General features: G+C 56.4%; 15 protein-coding genes. 4 read left to right on the forward strand and 11 right to left on the reverse strand.

Translation table 11 applies throughout. The annotated features are described in order from the left end of the window. Position 1: 1 nt before the first annotated feature. From ACVWZ1_RS01390 to ACVWZ1_RS01440, 11 genes are all read right to left on the reverse strand, one after another. Positions 2-2239 (reverse strand): methyl-accepting chemotaxis protein, encoded by a 2238-nt coding sequence (locus ACVWZ1_RS01390; RefSeq protein ID WP_457465439.1) that lies wholly within the window; start codon positions 2237-2239, stop codon positions 2-4. Positions 2240-2287: 48 nt separating this feature from the next. Further along, positions 2288-2737: a chemotaxis protein CheW gene (locus tag ACVWZ1_RS01395; protein ID WP_240527341.1), complete on the reverse strand. Its 450-nt coding sequence runs from the start codon at positions 2735-2737 to the stop codon at positions 2288-2290. 206 nt (positions 2738-2943) lie between these two features. After that, the gene (locus ACVWZ1_RS01400; RefSeq protein WP_011434291.1) at positions 2944-3318 is read right to left on the reverse strand and encodes a response regulator; all 375 of its coding nucleotides are present in this window, start codon (positions 3316-3318) and stop codon (positions 2944-2946) included. A gap of 47 nt (positions 3319-3365) precedes the next feature. Then, entirely contained in the window at positions 3366-4610 is a 1245-nt protein-coding gene (locus tag ACVWZ1_RS01405) for a response regulator (RefSeq protein ID WP_011434290.1), read from the reverse strand. Positions 4611-4995: 385 nt separating this feature from the next. Further along, on the reverse strand, positions 4996-5493 hold the full coding sequence (locus tag ACVWZ1_RS01410) for a bis(5'-nucleosyl)-tetraphosphatase (protein WP_457502335.1): 498 nt from the start codon (positions 5491-5493) through the stop codon (positions 4996-4998). 7 nt (positions 5494-5500) lie between these two features. Further along, positions 5501-6736 (reverse strand): hypothetical protein, encoded by a 1236-nt coding sequence (locus ACVWZ1_RS01415; RefSeq protein WP_457502336.1) that lies wholly within the window; start codon positions 6734-6736, stop codon positions 5501-5503. A gap of 129 nt (positions 6737-6865) precedes the next feature. Continuing rightward, a complete protein-coding gene (locus ACVWZ1_RS01420) occupies positions 6866-7081 on the reverse strand; it encodes a hypothetical protein (RefSeq protein WP_414329987.1) in 216 nt (71 codons plus the stop codon). Between the two features lie 46 nt (positions 7082-7127). Beyond that, positions 7128-9134 (reverse strand): argonaute PAZ domain-containing protein, encoded by a 2007-nt coding sequence (locus ACVWZ1_RS01425; RefSeq protein ID WP_457502337.1) that lies wholly within the window; start codon positions 9132-9134, stop codon positions 7128-7130. Between the two features lie 232 nt (positions 9135-9366). Next, positions 9367-9843: a hypothetical protein gene (locus tag ACVWZ1_RS01430; protein WP_457502338.1), complete on the reverse strand. Its 477-nt coding sequence runs from the start codon at positions 9841-9843 to the stop codon at positions 9367-9369. A 64-nt stretch (positions 9844-9907) separates the two neighbouring features. Beyond that, positions 9908-10957 carry a hypothetical protein gene (locus tag ACVWZ1_RS01435; protein ID WP_457502339.1) on the reverse strand — a complete coding sequence of 350 codons (1050 nt, stop codon included), beginning with the start codon at positions 10955-10957 and terminating at the stop codon, positions 9908-9910. A 238-nt stretch (positions 10958-11195) separates the two neighbouring features. Then, positions 11196-11807, reverse strand: coding sequence for a chromophore lyase CpcT/CpeT (locus tag ACVWZ1_RS01440; protein ID WP_457502340.1), 612 nt, complete (start codon positions 11805-11807; stop codon positions 11196-11198). Positions 11808-12501: 694 nt separating this feature from the next. Here ACVWZ1_RS01440 and ACVWZ1_RS01445 point away from each other — a divergent pair. From ACVWZ1_RS01445 to ACVWZ1_RS01460, 4 genes are all read left to right on the forward strand, one after another. Next, complete coding sequence (locus tag ACVWZ1_RS01445; RefSeq protein WP_011434282.1) at positions 12502-13020, forward strand: globin family protein; 519 nt, start codon at positions 12502-12504, stop codon at positions 13018-13020. 193 nt (positions 13021-13213) lie between these two features. Continuing rightward, positions 13214-13696, forward strand: a complete 483-nt coding sequence (locus ACVWZ1_RS01450; RefSeq protein ID WP_011434281.1) for a globin family protein — start codon at positions 13214-13216, stop codon at positions 13694-13696. 469 nt (positions 13697-14165) lie between these two features. Then, positions 14166-15023, forward strand: coding sequence for a phycobilisome rod-core linker polypeptide (locus tag ACVWZ1_RS01455; protein ID WP_457502341.1), 858 nt, complete (start codon positions 14166-14168; stop codon positions 15021-15023). Between the two features lie 33 nt (positions 15024-15056). Next, a complete protein-coding gene (locus tag ACVWZ1_RS01460) occupies positions 15057-15884 on the forward strand; it encodes a HEAT repeat domain-containing protein (RefSeq protein ID WP_457502342.1) in 828 nt (275 codons plus the stop codon). Positions 15885-15954: the final 70 nt, after the last annotated feature.

Below are 15954 nucleotides of genomic sequence, written 5' to 3' on the forward strand. Positions count from 1 at the left end.
GCTAAACCGCCTCCCCCACCTTGAAGGTGGACACAGAAGTCTGCAACTGACGGGCAACCGCCACCGTAGCCTGGAGAGAGTTGGCCACCTGCTGCGAGGCTGCCGCCGTCTGGGCGGCAATGTTGGCGATTTGCTGCATCAACTGGCGCACCGTTTGAGATGCATCTGCCTGGGCATCGGTGGAGCGGGCAATGGCCTGAAAGAGCTGGTTCACCTGCCGCGAGACTTCCACAATTTGTCCCAGGCTCTGCTTGGCTGCTTCCACCAAGCGGGTTCCCTCCACCACCTGGCCGGTGCTGGTTTCCATCGCCTGTACCACCTCGCCGGTTTCCCGTTGGATCCCTTCCACAATGCGCTCGATCTCGCGGGTGGCTTCTGCCGACTGGGCCGCCAGTGCCCCGACCTCCTCGGCGACCACCGCAAAACCTCGCCCTTCTTCGCCGGCACGGGCTGCCTCGATACTGGCGTTCACCGCCAAGAGGTTGGTTTTCAGCGCAATCTGGTTGATCAAGGACACCACCTTGGAAATCTGCTGGGAAGATTCCCCCAGCCGCTTCACCTTCTTGGCCGTTTCGGCCACCGTTTCCCGCAGTTGCAGGATGTTTTGCACTGTGCGATCCATAGTCAAGCTGCTGTTGATGGCCGTGGCGGCGGCAGATTCGGCAACGGTGGCGGCCTGTTGGGCTTTATCGGCTACCTCCTCGATTGAGAGCGTCATTTGCTCGACAGAGCGCAAGGTCTCTTCGATTTGGGTGGCCTGTCGGAGAGCGGCTTCGGCCAACTCGCGAATGGCTGCCTCGTCACGACCAATGGATTGGTTGACTTGACCGGCGGCCTGCTGCACTTGAATCACGATGTCGCGCAAGCTCTCGATAATGACGTTGAAAAAGTCCGCCATGATGCCAACTTGTCCGGCTGTTAGCTGCGCCCGCACCGTGAGATCCCCCCGCGAGGCTTCTGTGACCTCGCTGATAAGCTGCAGCAGCTCTCTTTGCAGCGCTTCCGACCGCTCCCGTTCCTGGGCGGCCACGGCTTTTTGCTCCAGCGCCCCCAGGTTACCCAAAGCTTGACCCAGGCGGTTGGCCAGCTCTGCCAAGGTTTTCTGTTCTTCGTCAGACCAGCTCTGGCTTTGGGCGCGGCCTATTGCCAAAAAACCGTAAAGCTCATCGCCACGCACCACCGGCGCTATCATCTCGGCTTTCAGTTGGGCTGTGGCCAGCCTCTGCAGGTAGTCGGCGCCCAGATCTGGCCTAGGCACCGGGCCAAAAGCGTAAACTTGCCCGCCGTGGAGAGCCTGCTGGATCGGAGCCGGGATCCTGCGGAGGAGGGTGCCCAAGGTGTCGGGCAGGCGGCTGTCGTGAGATTCAGCGATAACCTGCGCCTCTTCGGGAGCGGTCAAGCGATAGAAGGCCACTCGTTCGGCACCGAAGCGCTGGCGCATCTCGCCCAACAAGTCAGTTAGGGGATCGATCAGCTCTTGCTCTTGGCGAATCCGGGCAATATCGGCAAACCGCTGGGCCAGTCGGGTGTCGGAAACTTGTCGCTCGTAGGTGGCGTTGCGTTCCCGCACAAAGTTGCGCACCAGGATCAAAATGATCCCCCAGCTCAGCAGCAGAATCGGGAAGCTGATGCCGGAAAAGATCAAAGCCTGCAGCAGCTCTTGCTCGTAAAGCTGGACCCTGGCCTGAATGTTGCTGCGAATGGCCTCCAGGGTTTGGTTGATCCCTTCGGCGTAGATGCGCTTTTGCTCTTCGTACTCAGGGCTGTGCAGCAAGTTGAAAGCCCGTTCCTGCTCGCCGGCCCGAATCAGATCAAAAGCCTGCACTTCCCACTCCACCAGCTTGATGTTGGCTGCTGTGGTTTTGGCTGCATAGGCTTCGTAAGAGGCGGGATCCAATTGCTGAATCTCCGCCAGCACCTCATCCAACTGAGGGACATGGATGTTGTAGCGCTCTTCCCAGGACAGATCCCCGCTGGCAGCGGCCATGCGGGCAGACATGGTCAAGACTTCATCCAAATAGATCACCTGATCGCTCAGGTTTTGCAGGGTGAACTGCCGCGAGATCGCCGGCTCGAACTCGAAGTAGGTGCGGGCTACGTTGCCGGCAGAGACGGCAAACAGCAGGGAGCTGATGCCCAGAGGAAAACTGATTGCCAGGGCCAGGCGGGATCCCGCGACTTTGCGTTGGGGCCGGGAAGATGGAGCAGGCCTGAGAAAGAGGGGACGGAAGGAAACCATAGAATTTTGCCTTTAAGTGAGGGTAAGTCGGGGAAAAGGTCGCCAAGATCAAGGGTTTGCCGAGGAATCAACTGAGTTGAGCTTTTGGACAATGGCAAGAGGGTCGAGCACCCAGAGAGGCTCATCCCCTTCCAACACCAGCCCTTTGCAAGAGTCGTAAAAGTTCTCCAGTCGAAAGTTGTTTTGTGCTGCCTGGGCTTTTGTTAAGGGTTGGATCTCCTCGGCGGGCACTCGAGCTACTCCTTTCACGTGTTGGGTTGCCAGGCCCAAGCCTGTTCGCACTGGCGATGCAGAGCCCCCAAATTCTGGGCGCATCACCACCAAGTGGTGTTCGGGCTGCCCAAAGTCCAAGGGCTCTAGGCCGAGAAATTGCGGCAGATCCAGTCCCCAGAGAATGCGATTGCGATAGTTGAACAAGCCCAGCACCCATGCGGGCTGGTTGGGGAGAAGGGTAAAGTGGTGCGGGCCAACAATTAGAGCTTCCTGGGCAAATGCCATGGGCAAAAGGGCCCGACAGTCTACCCCCAACTGTAGATGTAAGTACAGCTCGCCGGTACGGGTAGAAGTAGGGCTGTGTGGGGAGAAAGCTACCGCCATTGCCGTTCTCGCTCTGCCAATTCTAAGACATCTCCTAAGAACAATTCGTGATAATCACAGGGATCCTAACTGGAGGCGCAGCTCAGCAAGGACAGGAGTGGCAAAAATCATGAGCTCGGGCTGAGCACTACTGATTTCACGGCCCGCAAAATGTCTTCGCGGGTAAAAGGCTTGGTCAGATAAAGATCGATCCCTTGCTTCATGCCCCAGAGTTTGTCCAGCTCTTGATTTTTAGAAGTACAGGCCACAACGGGCAACTTTTGGGTTTCCGGGTTTTTCTTGATTTGGCGGCACAATTCCAGCCCGCTCATGCCTTCCATGACCAAGTCCGTCAGCACCACATCGGGTTTGTCGTTGCGGATCTGCTGCAATGCCTCTTGGGCGTTGGCCACCGCTACCACCTGATAGCCTTCTGAGCGGAGGTAATCGCTGATGAGCTGTCGCTCCGAGGCCACATCTTCCACCACAAGAACTTTCACCATGATCGACATCTCCTTATCTCTTTTTCGACGAACCTTTAGAGGGATCCCTAGCTGAGATAGCGAAACACCATCTGCAGCAATTCTTCCTGCCGAAAGGGCTTGGTCAGGTAATCGGTGGCACCGGCCAGGCGCGCCTTCACCCGATCGATCAGACCTTTGTGGCCTGTGACCATCACCACCGGCACATCCTTTAACACGGAGGATTTGCGGATGAGGCTGCACAATTGGTAGCCATCCACGTTGGGCATACCCACGTCCAGCAGGATCAAATCTGGCTTGAGGGTGGTCAGCTTCATCAGGGCTTTCAAAGAGTCGCTGATGGTGTGAATGACCAGGTTGTGCCCTTCCAACAACCGCTGCAACTCGCTGAGCATGGCTTCGCTGTCGTCAATACAGGCCACAATCCAGGTTTTCGAGGCTTGGGGAGATGGGCCTAGATCTGCAAGCCCGTTGGCCAGGTGAAGAGGGACGGTGGGAGTTTCTGAGGGCTGTGATTCTGTCTCAAGCTTGGCCGAGTAGGTTTTGGGCAGCCGATCAAAGGGGGGCTGGGGATCCCGCAGGACAAGGATACCGGCTTTGACCAGAGGATGTAGGCGGCGAGCGATCTGGAGGTCGTCTTGATCGAGAAGGGCGCTCAACTGGCGGAAGCTAAACCCCTTCAGTAACCGGCCTAGCCGTTCCTGTTGCTCGGCGGGAAGGCGTTCTGCCTGGGCCCGGCTGGCAAAGTAGGGCCGTTGGTAGGGGGAGGTGATCTCAGGCCCCAAAGATTGCCATGCCCGTAGCCGCTTTTGGATCAGGTCGAGCAGGGATCCCCCATCCCACTGGCCCAGGGTGGGCACGTTGTCCAGTGGGATGATCTCCTGCTGAAAGCCCCCTGGAACCAGCAACAGATTTTGCAGCACCTCCTCGCCGATCCAAGCATTCAACCTGCGCGCAGCTTCCCAAGGCAGCAGTTGCTCCGTTACCATCCAACTCAGCCCCAGAAGGTCTGCAGGTAGAGGCCCAGTCTCCTGAGCCAATAGCGCCTCCACCTGCCGATGGATGCGTAGGCAATTTTGGCGAGTCAGAGAAAAGACTTGATGGCTGAGCCGACGCAGGTGGCGATCCAAGCGCTCCAAGGGCTCCAAGCTGTGGTGAGCAAACCCCAGGCGACCTTGGTGAAACACCAATGACCAAGTGCCCAGCCCCTCCCCTTTGTCCAAGGCACTGAAATACCGAACAACTCCTGTGAAGCTGACCTCTGCGTTCAGCAGATGGGCCGAGACTTCTGTACAGACGGGGGGACGGTTCATGGGTCGAGAGGACGTGCTCGGACAATTTCCTGCGCTGAGGTTGATGACACGACTGAAGTCTTAGCTACCCCACAAGCCGGTGAAAAAATGCTTTCCAGAATACAGTTCAAGCCCAGCCCTGACCCAGACGAGATCTTTAGATGAGCCAAGCCCAACAAGACGGCCAAGGCTGCACGAACTCAAAGGCAGTTTCAGCGTTCAATCCGTATTCAGAAAAACTCTCCTCCTGGGGAGATCGATGACTATTGCTCATCAGCCAATCTCTAAAGGTGAAGGCTAGCCCTCAGATTGTCTGCTGGCTTTCTTACTCGGGAACTTCCCACGGAAAGCCTGCAAGACAAGATAAAGGTAACCCCGATAAACCTCTTCCGTAAAAATACGGAACTTAGGTCTTCTCCAATTTCCAAAGCTGCTCCAGGTGGGCTTGGCAGCGGCGCAGCAGTTGCCGACTTTCTTCAAAGCTGATCTGCTCCAAGGCTTCGGGGTAGGAGCACCAGCGGTAGGCGGCCACCTCCTCTGGTTGCACCTGTAGCTCAGGGGGAGGAAATTGGGGCGGCAGCAAGGCCACGTAGTAGGTAACGGTTTTGGCCACTCGGTTCCCCTCTGGATCCGTAAAGGTGTAGGCTTCCTGCAGCGTCAGAGGGTCAGACTGGCCGGGCAGGGTCAGAAGCTGGTAGTCGGTCAAGCCGGTTTCCTCTCGCAATTCTCGCTGCGCCGCCTCCAGGTCGCTTTCGGAGCTATCCTTGTGCCCTTTTGGGAAAGCCCAATGCCCCTTCTGGTGCTGGATGAGCAGATACAAATGAGAAGAGCCCAGTCTGGGAGCTTCCTGGACGGGTGGGTGGGGCAGGATGGGGATCACCCCATAGGCAGCATCTATCAGCATTGGGGAGCTAATCTCCAAAGAGTTTGATGGCTGGCGGCTTAGGAGCGAAGACCTCATTGGGATCCACCCGCGGGCGCTCCACCCCCTGCAGGGGCGAGAGGGGACGACCGGTGTCGAATTGGAAGAGATAGATGGGCAACTGGCCATTCCCCAGAGGCAAAAGAGCTAAAGTATCGATTTGGGTCAGGGCGTTGCGGCTGGTGGGTCGGGTTAGGTTGAAAGCAACGATTCGGTCTTCCAAGGAATTGTCCGGGCTGGAGCGCCGGCCCAGGCCAATGCTGAACTGCTGGTTGCCCTGCTCATCCACTCCCAAGGCCCGCACATCTCCCAACTCCGCTTGAGGAGCGCTCCCCGGCAGGCCGGCTACCACCGGCGGCGCATCCACCGGCGGCTGCGAAGGCAAAAAGCGCAACTGCGTCCCTTCTGGCAAAATGCGGTAGTCCTGGTAGTCATGCTGGATGGACAGGGATCCCCTGAACACGCGGCGGTTCAGGCCCTCCAGGGTCCAAAAGCCATAGCCCAAATTGATGCGGGTGCTCTCCGGCAGCCAGTAGCGCTCCCCTCCCTCGGGAGCTGGCACCGCCGTAAACCCCATCAGGACATAGGCCTGCCCCCACACCCCCGACAAAAACAGCAACACCTGCCGCGGCAGCCCCGACTGCGGATCCAGCCACAGCTCCCGCAACTGGCCTTCCTGAATGGGCTCTAGACGCAAGTGCTGGACAGGGGATCCAGCCAAATCCACCCGTTCTGAGGAGAGGACGCGGTAGCGGCTGGGATCCGCCTTCAAGTAAAAGCTCACCGAGGGCAAGAGGGCTTCCGGTCGGCTCACATACACCGAGTACAGCTGCAGCAGATCCGACTGGTTCACCACTTCCAATTGGCGCGAATCCAAGAGGCGGATGCGATCCCCTTCGGCTACCCAAGCCTGCCAACTGCCGTCGCGGCGGTAGAGCACATCCAACGTGGCTGTGAAGGTTTGGGATCCCTCCACCCGCACCTGCTGGCGATATTGCAAGTTGGGCAAAGGGGGCAATTGCTCTAGAGCGGCGTTGTAGCGCTCCAGCCAAGCTTGGGGATCCTGCTTAGGGCTGGCAAGAGAAGAGGGATCCGATTGGGCCACGGCTGGATCCCCTGACGGCAGACCGACCAGTCCTGTTGCCAGGAACACCACCCCGCCGAGATAGCCCCAGCCTCGAAGGGATCCCTGCCGCTTCCTAAATTGGGAGGGTTCAGGGAACATCAGCTCACCTCGCAACCCTGCTCTTGTTGCCCTTCTTGCCACTGCTTGTGCCCGGATCAGAGCGCTTCCCACACCTGAGAGAAAGCGTTCGGAAGGGATCCCTAGGATCTGCCCGCCAACTGAGTACGCCTATTCAATGGAAATGGATTGGGGGCCGTCGGAGCGACCGGAAGGCGGGGGCTCCTCCACCCTCAGCCCCTGGGACTCCAGCCAACTGCGCAGCGGATCTTGCTTCACATCCAAACGCAGGAGGCCGCTGAGAAAACCGCCACAGAACGGAACAGGATTGCTCAGAAAGGTCTTCCAGACCTCATTCATCTCCACCATAGCCGCAACACCAACCACCCCCCCAATCCTAGCAAGGCCGGCAGGTGGGGATCCCCTCCCTTGGCTAGACGGCAATCAACTTCTCTCGGTTTATGTTCTGCAGCACACTAAAAATGCTGTTGCCAATGCGCTGGAACTCTTTACTGCTTTTGTCGGCAAAGTGCAATACCCAAGGGAGCCTGCAAGGCTGAAACCCACTAGCAGGATGAAGCTGGGAGAGATGGTAAGTTTGTATAGCCAGAACTTCCAAAGGAGTGTTGCCGTGTTCATGGACAACTCGCAGCGGTCTTGCGCTGCCAATTGGCACCGAGGACTTCTTAATGGGCTGGCTTGTTACGAGCATAAATGACCTTCGTTCATGGTCAAAAATGACAGTGCCCATTTCAGCGTCTCTATAGCTTCTTTTTTCCTCTCTTCCCATTCTGACTGTGCCACTTTTGCGCACTCCGACAATATCCACAGCAATCTTTTCTTTTCTTAGTTCCTCAATTGTTTTATCAAATTCGCCTCTTTGAACTAAGCCATCCCTCATCAAAAGAACCTTTCTAGGGTATCGATGAAATTTGTTGTAGAATCTATTGACGAGCTTGGACACGGTTTGATAAATTGCCTCGCCGGAAAAAGTTTCTCCTCTTTGTATATCGGGCAACTCCCAGCCTAAGCTTTGACCATTGGCCAGTACCGCGAAGGCAGAGGTTCCGTAGTAAAGCTCTCGATTCGTCCCCACATCAAAACCAATGGTAAGCTCGGAGCACTCAGGATGATCGAGGGGTTCAAGCAACACGGGTTGCCACGCAGCTTTACACAGAAGTCCTAGTACGACATTTAGAGCTTTGTAGGGGTCAGCTCCAGGAATCATAAACTGAGTTGCTATTCCTGCTCGAAGTGCTTGCAAGCGGATCTTTTGCTTGTGCTCATTAGGCGACAAGGGCATGACAACCAGAACGGTTTTGATCCCTTTGTCGGCCCAGCTTTGCCAAAACCTCTGTTGAGCAAGGTCGCCTTCAGGCAAATCTTGGCGGGTTGCGTAAAAGTCTATTTCAACTCTTGCTCCGCTCTTTTTAGCTACTTCAAGTAGGCACTTGCGAACCTCAGTAGGATACTCACGTTTATTATCGTCAAGATTTAGAAGTCCAAACTTTGTCTCGCCAACTCTTGCACATCCTTGGTACCTAACTCTGGCTGGGTTCTCGATTGCTTGATTGTTGCGACCCAGTAGTCTTGGCCTTGGCAGGATATAGCCCTCTATTTTCAGAGGCTGAATTCTCTCTTGAGCAATGGGAGATTTGTAGATTCTTCTTATGATAGTCTCTGCAACTTTTTTAGACTCTTGAAGTCTATATTCTAAACTTTTTCTAAAATGCTCGATGACCGAAGCACTGACTTTTTTACCAGGATTTCTAGCATCTTCTATGCTGGCCAGCATCTCCAAAGTTAAGACAGGCGATAGCCTTCGAGACAGATGGGGAAAACACCCTCGACCTGAAGATACTTCGACTACCCAGGAGCTTTCCACTTCCTCTCTAGGTGCACTGTGCTTCTGCAAATGATACTCCGCTAGACTCATGTTCAGCTCTGGCAATTGAATCTCCCACGGCGACTGTTTGGAAAGGATACCCAGATATTCCCAAGTCTGGCGTTTATCGTATGTATTCTGGACCCACTGGATCGGGACATCTGGATAGTTCTCAAGCCACTCATGCAAGGTCCATGGCGTGTAGAAATGGTACTGAACATCTATCTCTATGTACAGCTCACTGTCCTGGTTGACAACAACATCTATTCTTCTTCCTTCGTGGATTTTCCAACCCTTTCCACAATCAACTTCTTCCTTCTTCCACCAAAGTAAGCTGCCTCCTGATGTTTCAACTTCGGTTTTCCCAGAGTACAAAGATTTGAGACACAGCCGTAGCCTCCTACGCTCAAAGCTTTCGAGGGCATCTTTTTCTTGGACATTGGTGCAGTTTAGAACTCTCTGTCCAATTTCCTCTAGTTCCCCGTCCTTTGTCTTAAGTTTATCGGGGTCAACCTTTTCCCGGGCTATAATGCAGCCCTCTAGAGGAACAGCCACTACACCTAGCTGATTACAAACCCTTGCGAGGGCTTTGTGCTCTTCCCCCGGAGCGGGGAGAGGGTTTGGCTTGCAATGGTATCCGTAGAAGGTGAGATCCTCCTGAGTTAGCCTCTTAACAAAGAAGCGATTAAGAGTAACCTCAACTTTCTTCTGGAGTAAATTCATTGGCAGACTCTAGTTTCAAGTTTCTCTCTAGGATCTCTAGGATAAGCTCTAATTCTCCTGCTCTTCACGAGGGATCTCCAAACAACCCTGGCGGAGCCAAATCTCTGCTGATCGCCTCTGCCTGAAACCGACCGCTCATGCCCACCACCTGCCACTCAGCACTGCGATCCCCCTGACGGAAGCGCAGCCGTCGGGCTCGCAAGGGCACCACTTCTACGACTTCTACCGGAAAGTGTTGGTATTCGCCCAAGTACTCCCGGTAATCCGGGGGTAAGTTTGAATGATTGTGGATTTGAATCCAAAACACCCGTCCCGCTTCGTTTCCATAGGCGCGGATCTGCTCTTGACCTCGGTATTGCTCCACCCCCCGCAAGCGCTGTCGCCCCACCGGCATGGGCTGTGCCCATTCGGGCAAGGGATCCCCTAAGCTCACGGCCCACCCTGGCCCACCTAGCCCCAACCAACACAACAACAGCAGTCCCCAAACCCAAGGCCATCTGCGCGGCGTGCTGTTCCCGGTTTTCAAGGCTCGACCGAACATGGCAAGTTTTTCTCCGCAATTGAACCCAACGTTAACGTTTGGGATGGTTCAAAACAACTTTGTCTCAACGCACGCGAAAGCCGATCCGACCGCCTTCAATATCAAAGGCAACGTCGGCGTTGAAAAACAGTGGCATGCCCAACAGTTGCACTCCTTGGTTGCCGTTAACAAAAATCCGATCCCGGCTGGGCGTAATGGGAAAGCCAACCCGAATGCGGTAGTCAAAAGCCCCCTCCAGCACAGCTCGCCATTCAGCGCCGGGGGGCAAGGTCGAGGTGGAGAAGGGAGCTGCCCCCAACAGCCTGACGTTGAGAAAAATGTCGGAAGAACCACTGTCAAAAACGGTGGGGCTGAGAGCATTTTGAATGGAAGTGTTGCTAATGCTGTAGGCCACTTGTAAAGCCTCATCCCGCCAGATGGGTGTGCCATCGGGAAAGCTTCCCACCTGGGGAAACTGCCGGAAATTGAAGCCAGCGGTGTTGGCCGCCGTTAGGCCAACCGTGAACAGGCCCTGGGTGGAGTTGAAGCCCCCCGTTTGAATAATGTACCCAGAGCGGAAATTGCCCGGAAGGCGGGTGAGCGGACTAAACAGCTCGCGGTCGGGGCTGCGCTCATCCAAGGACGTGCCTAGGATCCCAGCAAAAGGCCGTCCTGGCCCAAACAGATTGTCGGAACAGTTGGCCACCAGTGGCTCCACGCAAGTGATTTGGTCGATCAACTGAATTGTTACCGGCTCTCGACTGGGGATCCCGCCTATGCTGAAGGGGGCGCGGGCCAGCACGCCGATAAATTGCGTGCCATCTCCAAACGTCACGGTGGAAGGGATCCCCGTCCGCTCCAGGCCAAAGCGACCTGCTGCTGTCGCTATGATGCGCAAACCTGCCGAGCCGGTATCCAGTAACACCTCAGCTCCGCTCCCGGCCACCCCCACTGTCAGGCCCAGGAGCTTGAAGCGGCTGTTGCCCAGGGTACGCACCGGCATGGGAATCGACTCGGTTCCCGGTTGAGGTGGGAGAGGGATCAACGCAGGGGGGGAAGCTGCAGATTCCCCCTGGCCAGAACAGCCGGCACCGAGCAGCAGCAAGGCCAAGATCCCAACCAGGGCGATCACCATTCCCCAAGGGCTGTGCCAAGCCCACCCAGACCGTGGCTCATCCTTTGGGCCCGACCTCGCCTGCATTGAATACCCACACTGAATTAAAAGGAGCCTAGCCCGGTTGCAACCGGTAAACAGCACGCTCAAACCTGGGGGATTTGGATCCCGGCCAAGGACAGTGTACACAAAGCTGGCTGAGGGAGAGTGCGCAATAGCGCTGTCAACTGTGGAGTTGTGGGGCTGGATGGGCTGCAGCCTACAGCATTAGCTCCGCCTGCCAATCGACTACCTTTTGGAAGCGAAAAGCGCCTGCCAGGGCTCCCCAAACCTGCTGGTGGGTGATGGGATCCATCCCTCGGTCATGGCTGCAAAACTCGCTCTCGCTCAGGTGCAAGGTGGTCTGCAAATAGGTGGCTTGGCCGTTGCGCACCACGCAACACCGGCACCCCGGCTCCGTCGCGCCGATGAAGAGGGATCCCTGCCTCTTCACATGCACATCACACCCCTCTAGATAGGCCAGATCGGCAGCCCTCAGTTGACTCAGTTGGTCTGCCCTCTCCCGAGCACAGCCCCGCCACCGCTGCGGCTCCAGAGGGCGGTAGTTGCGAATCACGATCCCAGCGCTTGCCTGAGTCAATTCCACCACCGCCTGCCGATAGGGATCTTCCAAATGGCCACTGTAGGCTTGCTCCACATAAAAGCCAATCCCGCCCAAAACTTGGGCCGGCAAGGGGCGGTAGGCCACTCGGATTTGGGCAAAAAACGGTGGATTTTCCCAGGCTTGCTCTTGGTTGCTGAAGTCTCCTGCCAACCAGCGCGCCATCTGCAGCAGCTCCGGGGAAGGAGTGCGATCCAACCCAATAGGCATAAGCGGGCATCCAGAACTTCTGTAAAAGGTGTGTACCGAAAATCTTAGGGAATCGAAGAGAACCTTCTCAGATTTTGCCCCAACCTCAGGCCCGACTGAGGATTGCAGCAAGTGTTAAATTATGTATCCTTTATGAGAATGTTCGCTCCGATACTGAAAATGGATCCCTTGCAAGCTGCAAAGCCGCGATCGGGGCTGACATCTTTGTTCATGTTGTAAAGCTAGGCAAAGAAACATTCTCTTTTGTAAAAAACTACTCCCGCGAAGGACAGGGAGAACAGCCTGGGATCCGAGATGGGAAGCAGGTTGGAAACCGATCTAAGACCTTTTGCGCGAGGTAAAGCCGATTTACATTTTTTGATTTCATCGCTTCTTGCCTTCGCGGTAGAAAAAGACTGGAAACAAGGCGAGCCAGCTTCTCCTCGTCTGCCCAGTTGAGGTTGCCAGCAGCGGCTGAGGCTCCTTAGCCCAAGTCCGATCCCTTGGATGAAGGCCTGGATCTGGGAGCGAGCTTCGCTTGCTCATCTTGGTTCTATCGGCTTCGATCCCGTCGGCGGTTCTGTGAGTTAAACAGCACCTCTCGGCACTGGGGATCCAAGCGGTGTTGCATTCCTGGCCGGCAGGTGCTCTCTGGGCCGTTGCAGGGAATGTGGATTCATAACCTCTTTTACTTTTGCTAGGGAGATTCAAAACCATGAACGATGTATTTGGCAAAGTGGTTGCACAAGCTGACTCCAAAGGCGCTTTTTTGGGAGAGAACGAGTTTGCCGCTCTCCAGCAGGTAATTGCCGAGGGGAACAAGCGTTTGGACGCTGTGAACCGCCTCACCAGCAATGCCTCCAAGATCGTGACCGATGCCATCCGTCAGTTGTTCGCCGAGGAGCCCAATTTGAACGCTCCCGGTGGCCCTGCCTACCCCAGCCGCAATGTGGCTGCCTGTATGCGGGACATGGACATTATTCTCCGCTACATCACCTACGCAGTGGCAGCCGGAGATGCCAGTGTGCTGAACGAGCGCTGCCTGAACGGCCTGCGGGAAACCTATCAAGCCTTGGGCACCCCCGGCAGCTCAGTGGCCAACGGTATCCAAAAGATGAAAAAGGCTGCAGTGGCTGTGGTAAACGACCCCAACGGCATCACCCGGGGTGACTGCAGCGCTCTGATTGCCGAAATCGAATCCTACTTCGATCGCGCTGCTGCTGCTGTGGTTTGATCCCTTGTGGACTGAAGTTTCTGTTGTGTCCGGATCCAGTTGTGAAGACCTCTCTGGGATCTAAGACAACTCGGGTTGGCAGGGGATCCCTGGAAAAGTAACCTGTTTTGCAGCGATTTTGCAGTTGAGACTTTGAATCTTTTGCTTTGTTTTTTGCATTGAGCTTGAGTTAAGTAAAGGAGCGTTTTGAATCATGCAAACCCCAATTGTTGACGCCATCGCCACTGCCGACAGCCAAGGGCGCTACCTGAGCAACAGCGAATTGCAGGCCATCAATGGCCGTTTTCAGCGGGCTGCCGCCAGCATGGAAGCCGCTCGAGTTCTGAGCAGCCGTGCCGACGAGCTGGTGCGCGGTGCCACCGAAGCCGTTTACGCCAAGTTCCCCTACACCACCCAACCCGGTGGGCAGTGCCACACCCAAGCTGGCAAAGACAAGTGCGCCCGCGACGTGCGCCACTACCTGCGCTACATCACCTACTGCTTGGTAGCCGGTGGCACCGGTCCTCTGGACGAGTATCAGTTGGCCGGGATCCGCGAAATCAACGCCGCTTTTGAGCTCTCCCCCAGTTGGTTCATCGAAGCCCTGCGCTACATCAAAGCCAACCACGGCCTGACCGGGCAAGCGGCCACCGAGGCCAACACCTACATCGACTACGCCATCAACGCGCTCAGCTAAACCCTTGGCTTGGGATCCCTCTAAAAGGGCGACGCCGGCTAGCCAGTTGGCTCATCCCATAAACCAGGGGGGATGGCGAGGGAAGGTTGTTGAGGGCAACGGTGGTGAGCCTGCTACGTTGCGGAGAGATACGTTTGACCACGTGGGTTTGCGGATCAGTCTCCCCAATAGGAAGGCGCCACTGTTGCTCTTCTGCAGCTTGGGGCTGCCGATTTTTGATTTCTAATTTTAGTTTTCGATTTCTACAGTCGTTTCAGGCTAGGGTGAGACGCCTGGGCTATTGATCGCGCCAGCGGGACGGAGTCCTTGAAAAGCCTTTTGGCCCCCTGCATTATTGCTCCGCAACGCCGATGCGACGACGCAACCAACACTTTATGTGTGGGTGCAATGTCCTAGCTTGAATCGAAATGACCCTAAACGCAAGCTTGTTCTCAATCTGTGTCCATTCAGTTCAATCGGGGGAATTAGCATGAGTGCAATTACAGCGGCAAGCCGGATGGGGATCCGGGGCATTACGGAGACCACCCCACTGGAGTTGCGCCCCAACGCCAGCCAGGATCAGCTCAATGCGGTGCTGCGGGCCATCTATCGTCAGGTGCTGGGCAACGACCATTTGTTTGGGGCCGATAGGAAGGAGCTAGCCAGTGCGGAATCGCTGCTGCGCCAGGGCAGCCTGACGGTGCGGGAGTTTGTGCGATGGATCGCCAAGTCCGAAGCCTACAAAAAGCGGTTTTTCTACCCCAACTCGCAAACCCGGGCCATCGAGCTCAATTTCAAGCATCTGCTGGGACGCGCTCCCACCAGCCCCAAAGACATCGCCCGCCATTTGGACATCTACCAATCCGGCGGCCATGGGGCGGAGATCGATTCCTACATCGACAGCCCAGAATACCTGGAAGCTTTTGGAGACAACATCGTCCCCTACCCGCGTGGGTTTGAATACCGCAAGGCCCATTCCACCCGCGACTTTACCAATCTCTTCGCCCTCTACGGGGGCTACGCCAACAACGACCGCTCCCAAGGGCCCAGACCCCGTTTGATGATGCCTTTGGCCACCGGGTTTACCCCGGCCATTCGCCGCATTGGGGTGCGGGGGCTGCTGCCGCCCAGCCCCATTTCCAAACACCTGGGGCCGCCAACGGGCCAGTCGGATCGCATGTTCTGTGTGGAAGTGACCCGGCTGCTGAATCCGCCTTCGGCCCTGGCCACTTCCAGCCGAGTGCGCAAATCCAACCAGCAGATCTTCGTCTCTGCCGATCAACTGTCGGCAACAATGCAGCGGTTGCTCAAATCGGGCGCCAAGATCGTCAGTGTCCGCAGCGCTTAATCCCTTCTCGGTGTCCTCTCCGTTGTTGATTCCATGACCACTGCTGTTCCTCTGGATCCCAATCCGTTGGTGGATCTCACCCCGGCTGGACAAATCGCCAAGCTGCGCCACGGGGATCCAGGGGAACGCTACTATGCGGCTTGGTGGCTGGGGCGCATGCGCATTGCCGAAGGGATCCCGGCCCTGATCGAGGCCCTGGCCGATGAAACGGATCGCACCGCTCAAGGGGGATATCCGCTGCGGCGCAACGCTGCTCGTGCTTTGGGTAAACTGGGATCCCTCGCCGGGATCCCGCCCCTGAAGGCGGCTTTGTCTTGCTCTGATGGCCAAGTGGTGGCAGCGGCTGCCCAGGCGCTGGTTGAGATTGCCCTTGCCAACAACCTCCATAGGGATCCCGACGAAGTGGAAAAGCTGGGATCCGCTTTGCTGGAAGGGCTGCGCTTTGTGGAGCAAGGACTGCAGACGGAAGCCCAAGCCGCCCTAGAAGCCATTGTCGAGGCTCTTGGACAACTGCAAGTGACCGCTGCTCTGGAGCCAATCTGTCCCTACCTAGAGCACACTTCCATCCGTTTGCAATGTGCGGCGGCACGGGCCTGCTATCGTCTCACTGGGGATCCGACTTTTGCTCAGCGCCTGCTGTCGGTGTTGAATCACCACAACATCCATCTGCGGCGGGCTGCCCTTTTGGACTTGGGGGCCAGCGGCTATTTGCCGGCAGCACAGGCCATTGCGGCGGCGGCGGTGGAGGCCAACCTTAAGCTTCTTGCCCTCAAACAGTTGGTGGAGATCAACCTAGAACATCAAAAGATCCCCGGTGCTGAGCTGCAGCAGGTGCTCCGGCTGATCGACGAGCTGCTGTGAGCGGTGGCGTCTCTGGGCTCTTGCTGTTCACATTAGCGGGACGGAGTCCTTTGCAACTGGCCTATCAAGG

The sequence above is a fragment of the Thermostichus sp. MS-CIW-25 genome, assembly GCF_054060015.1.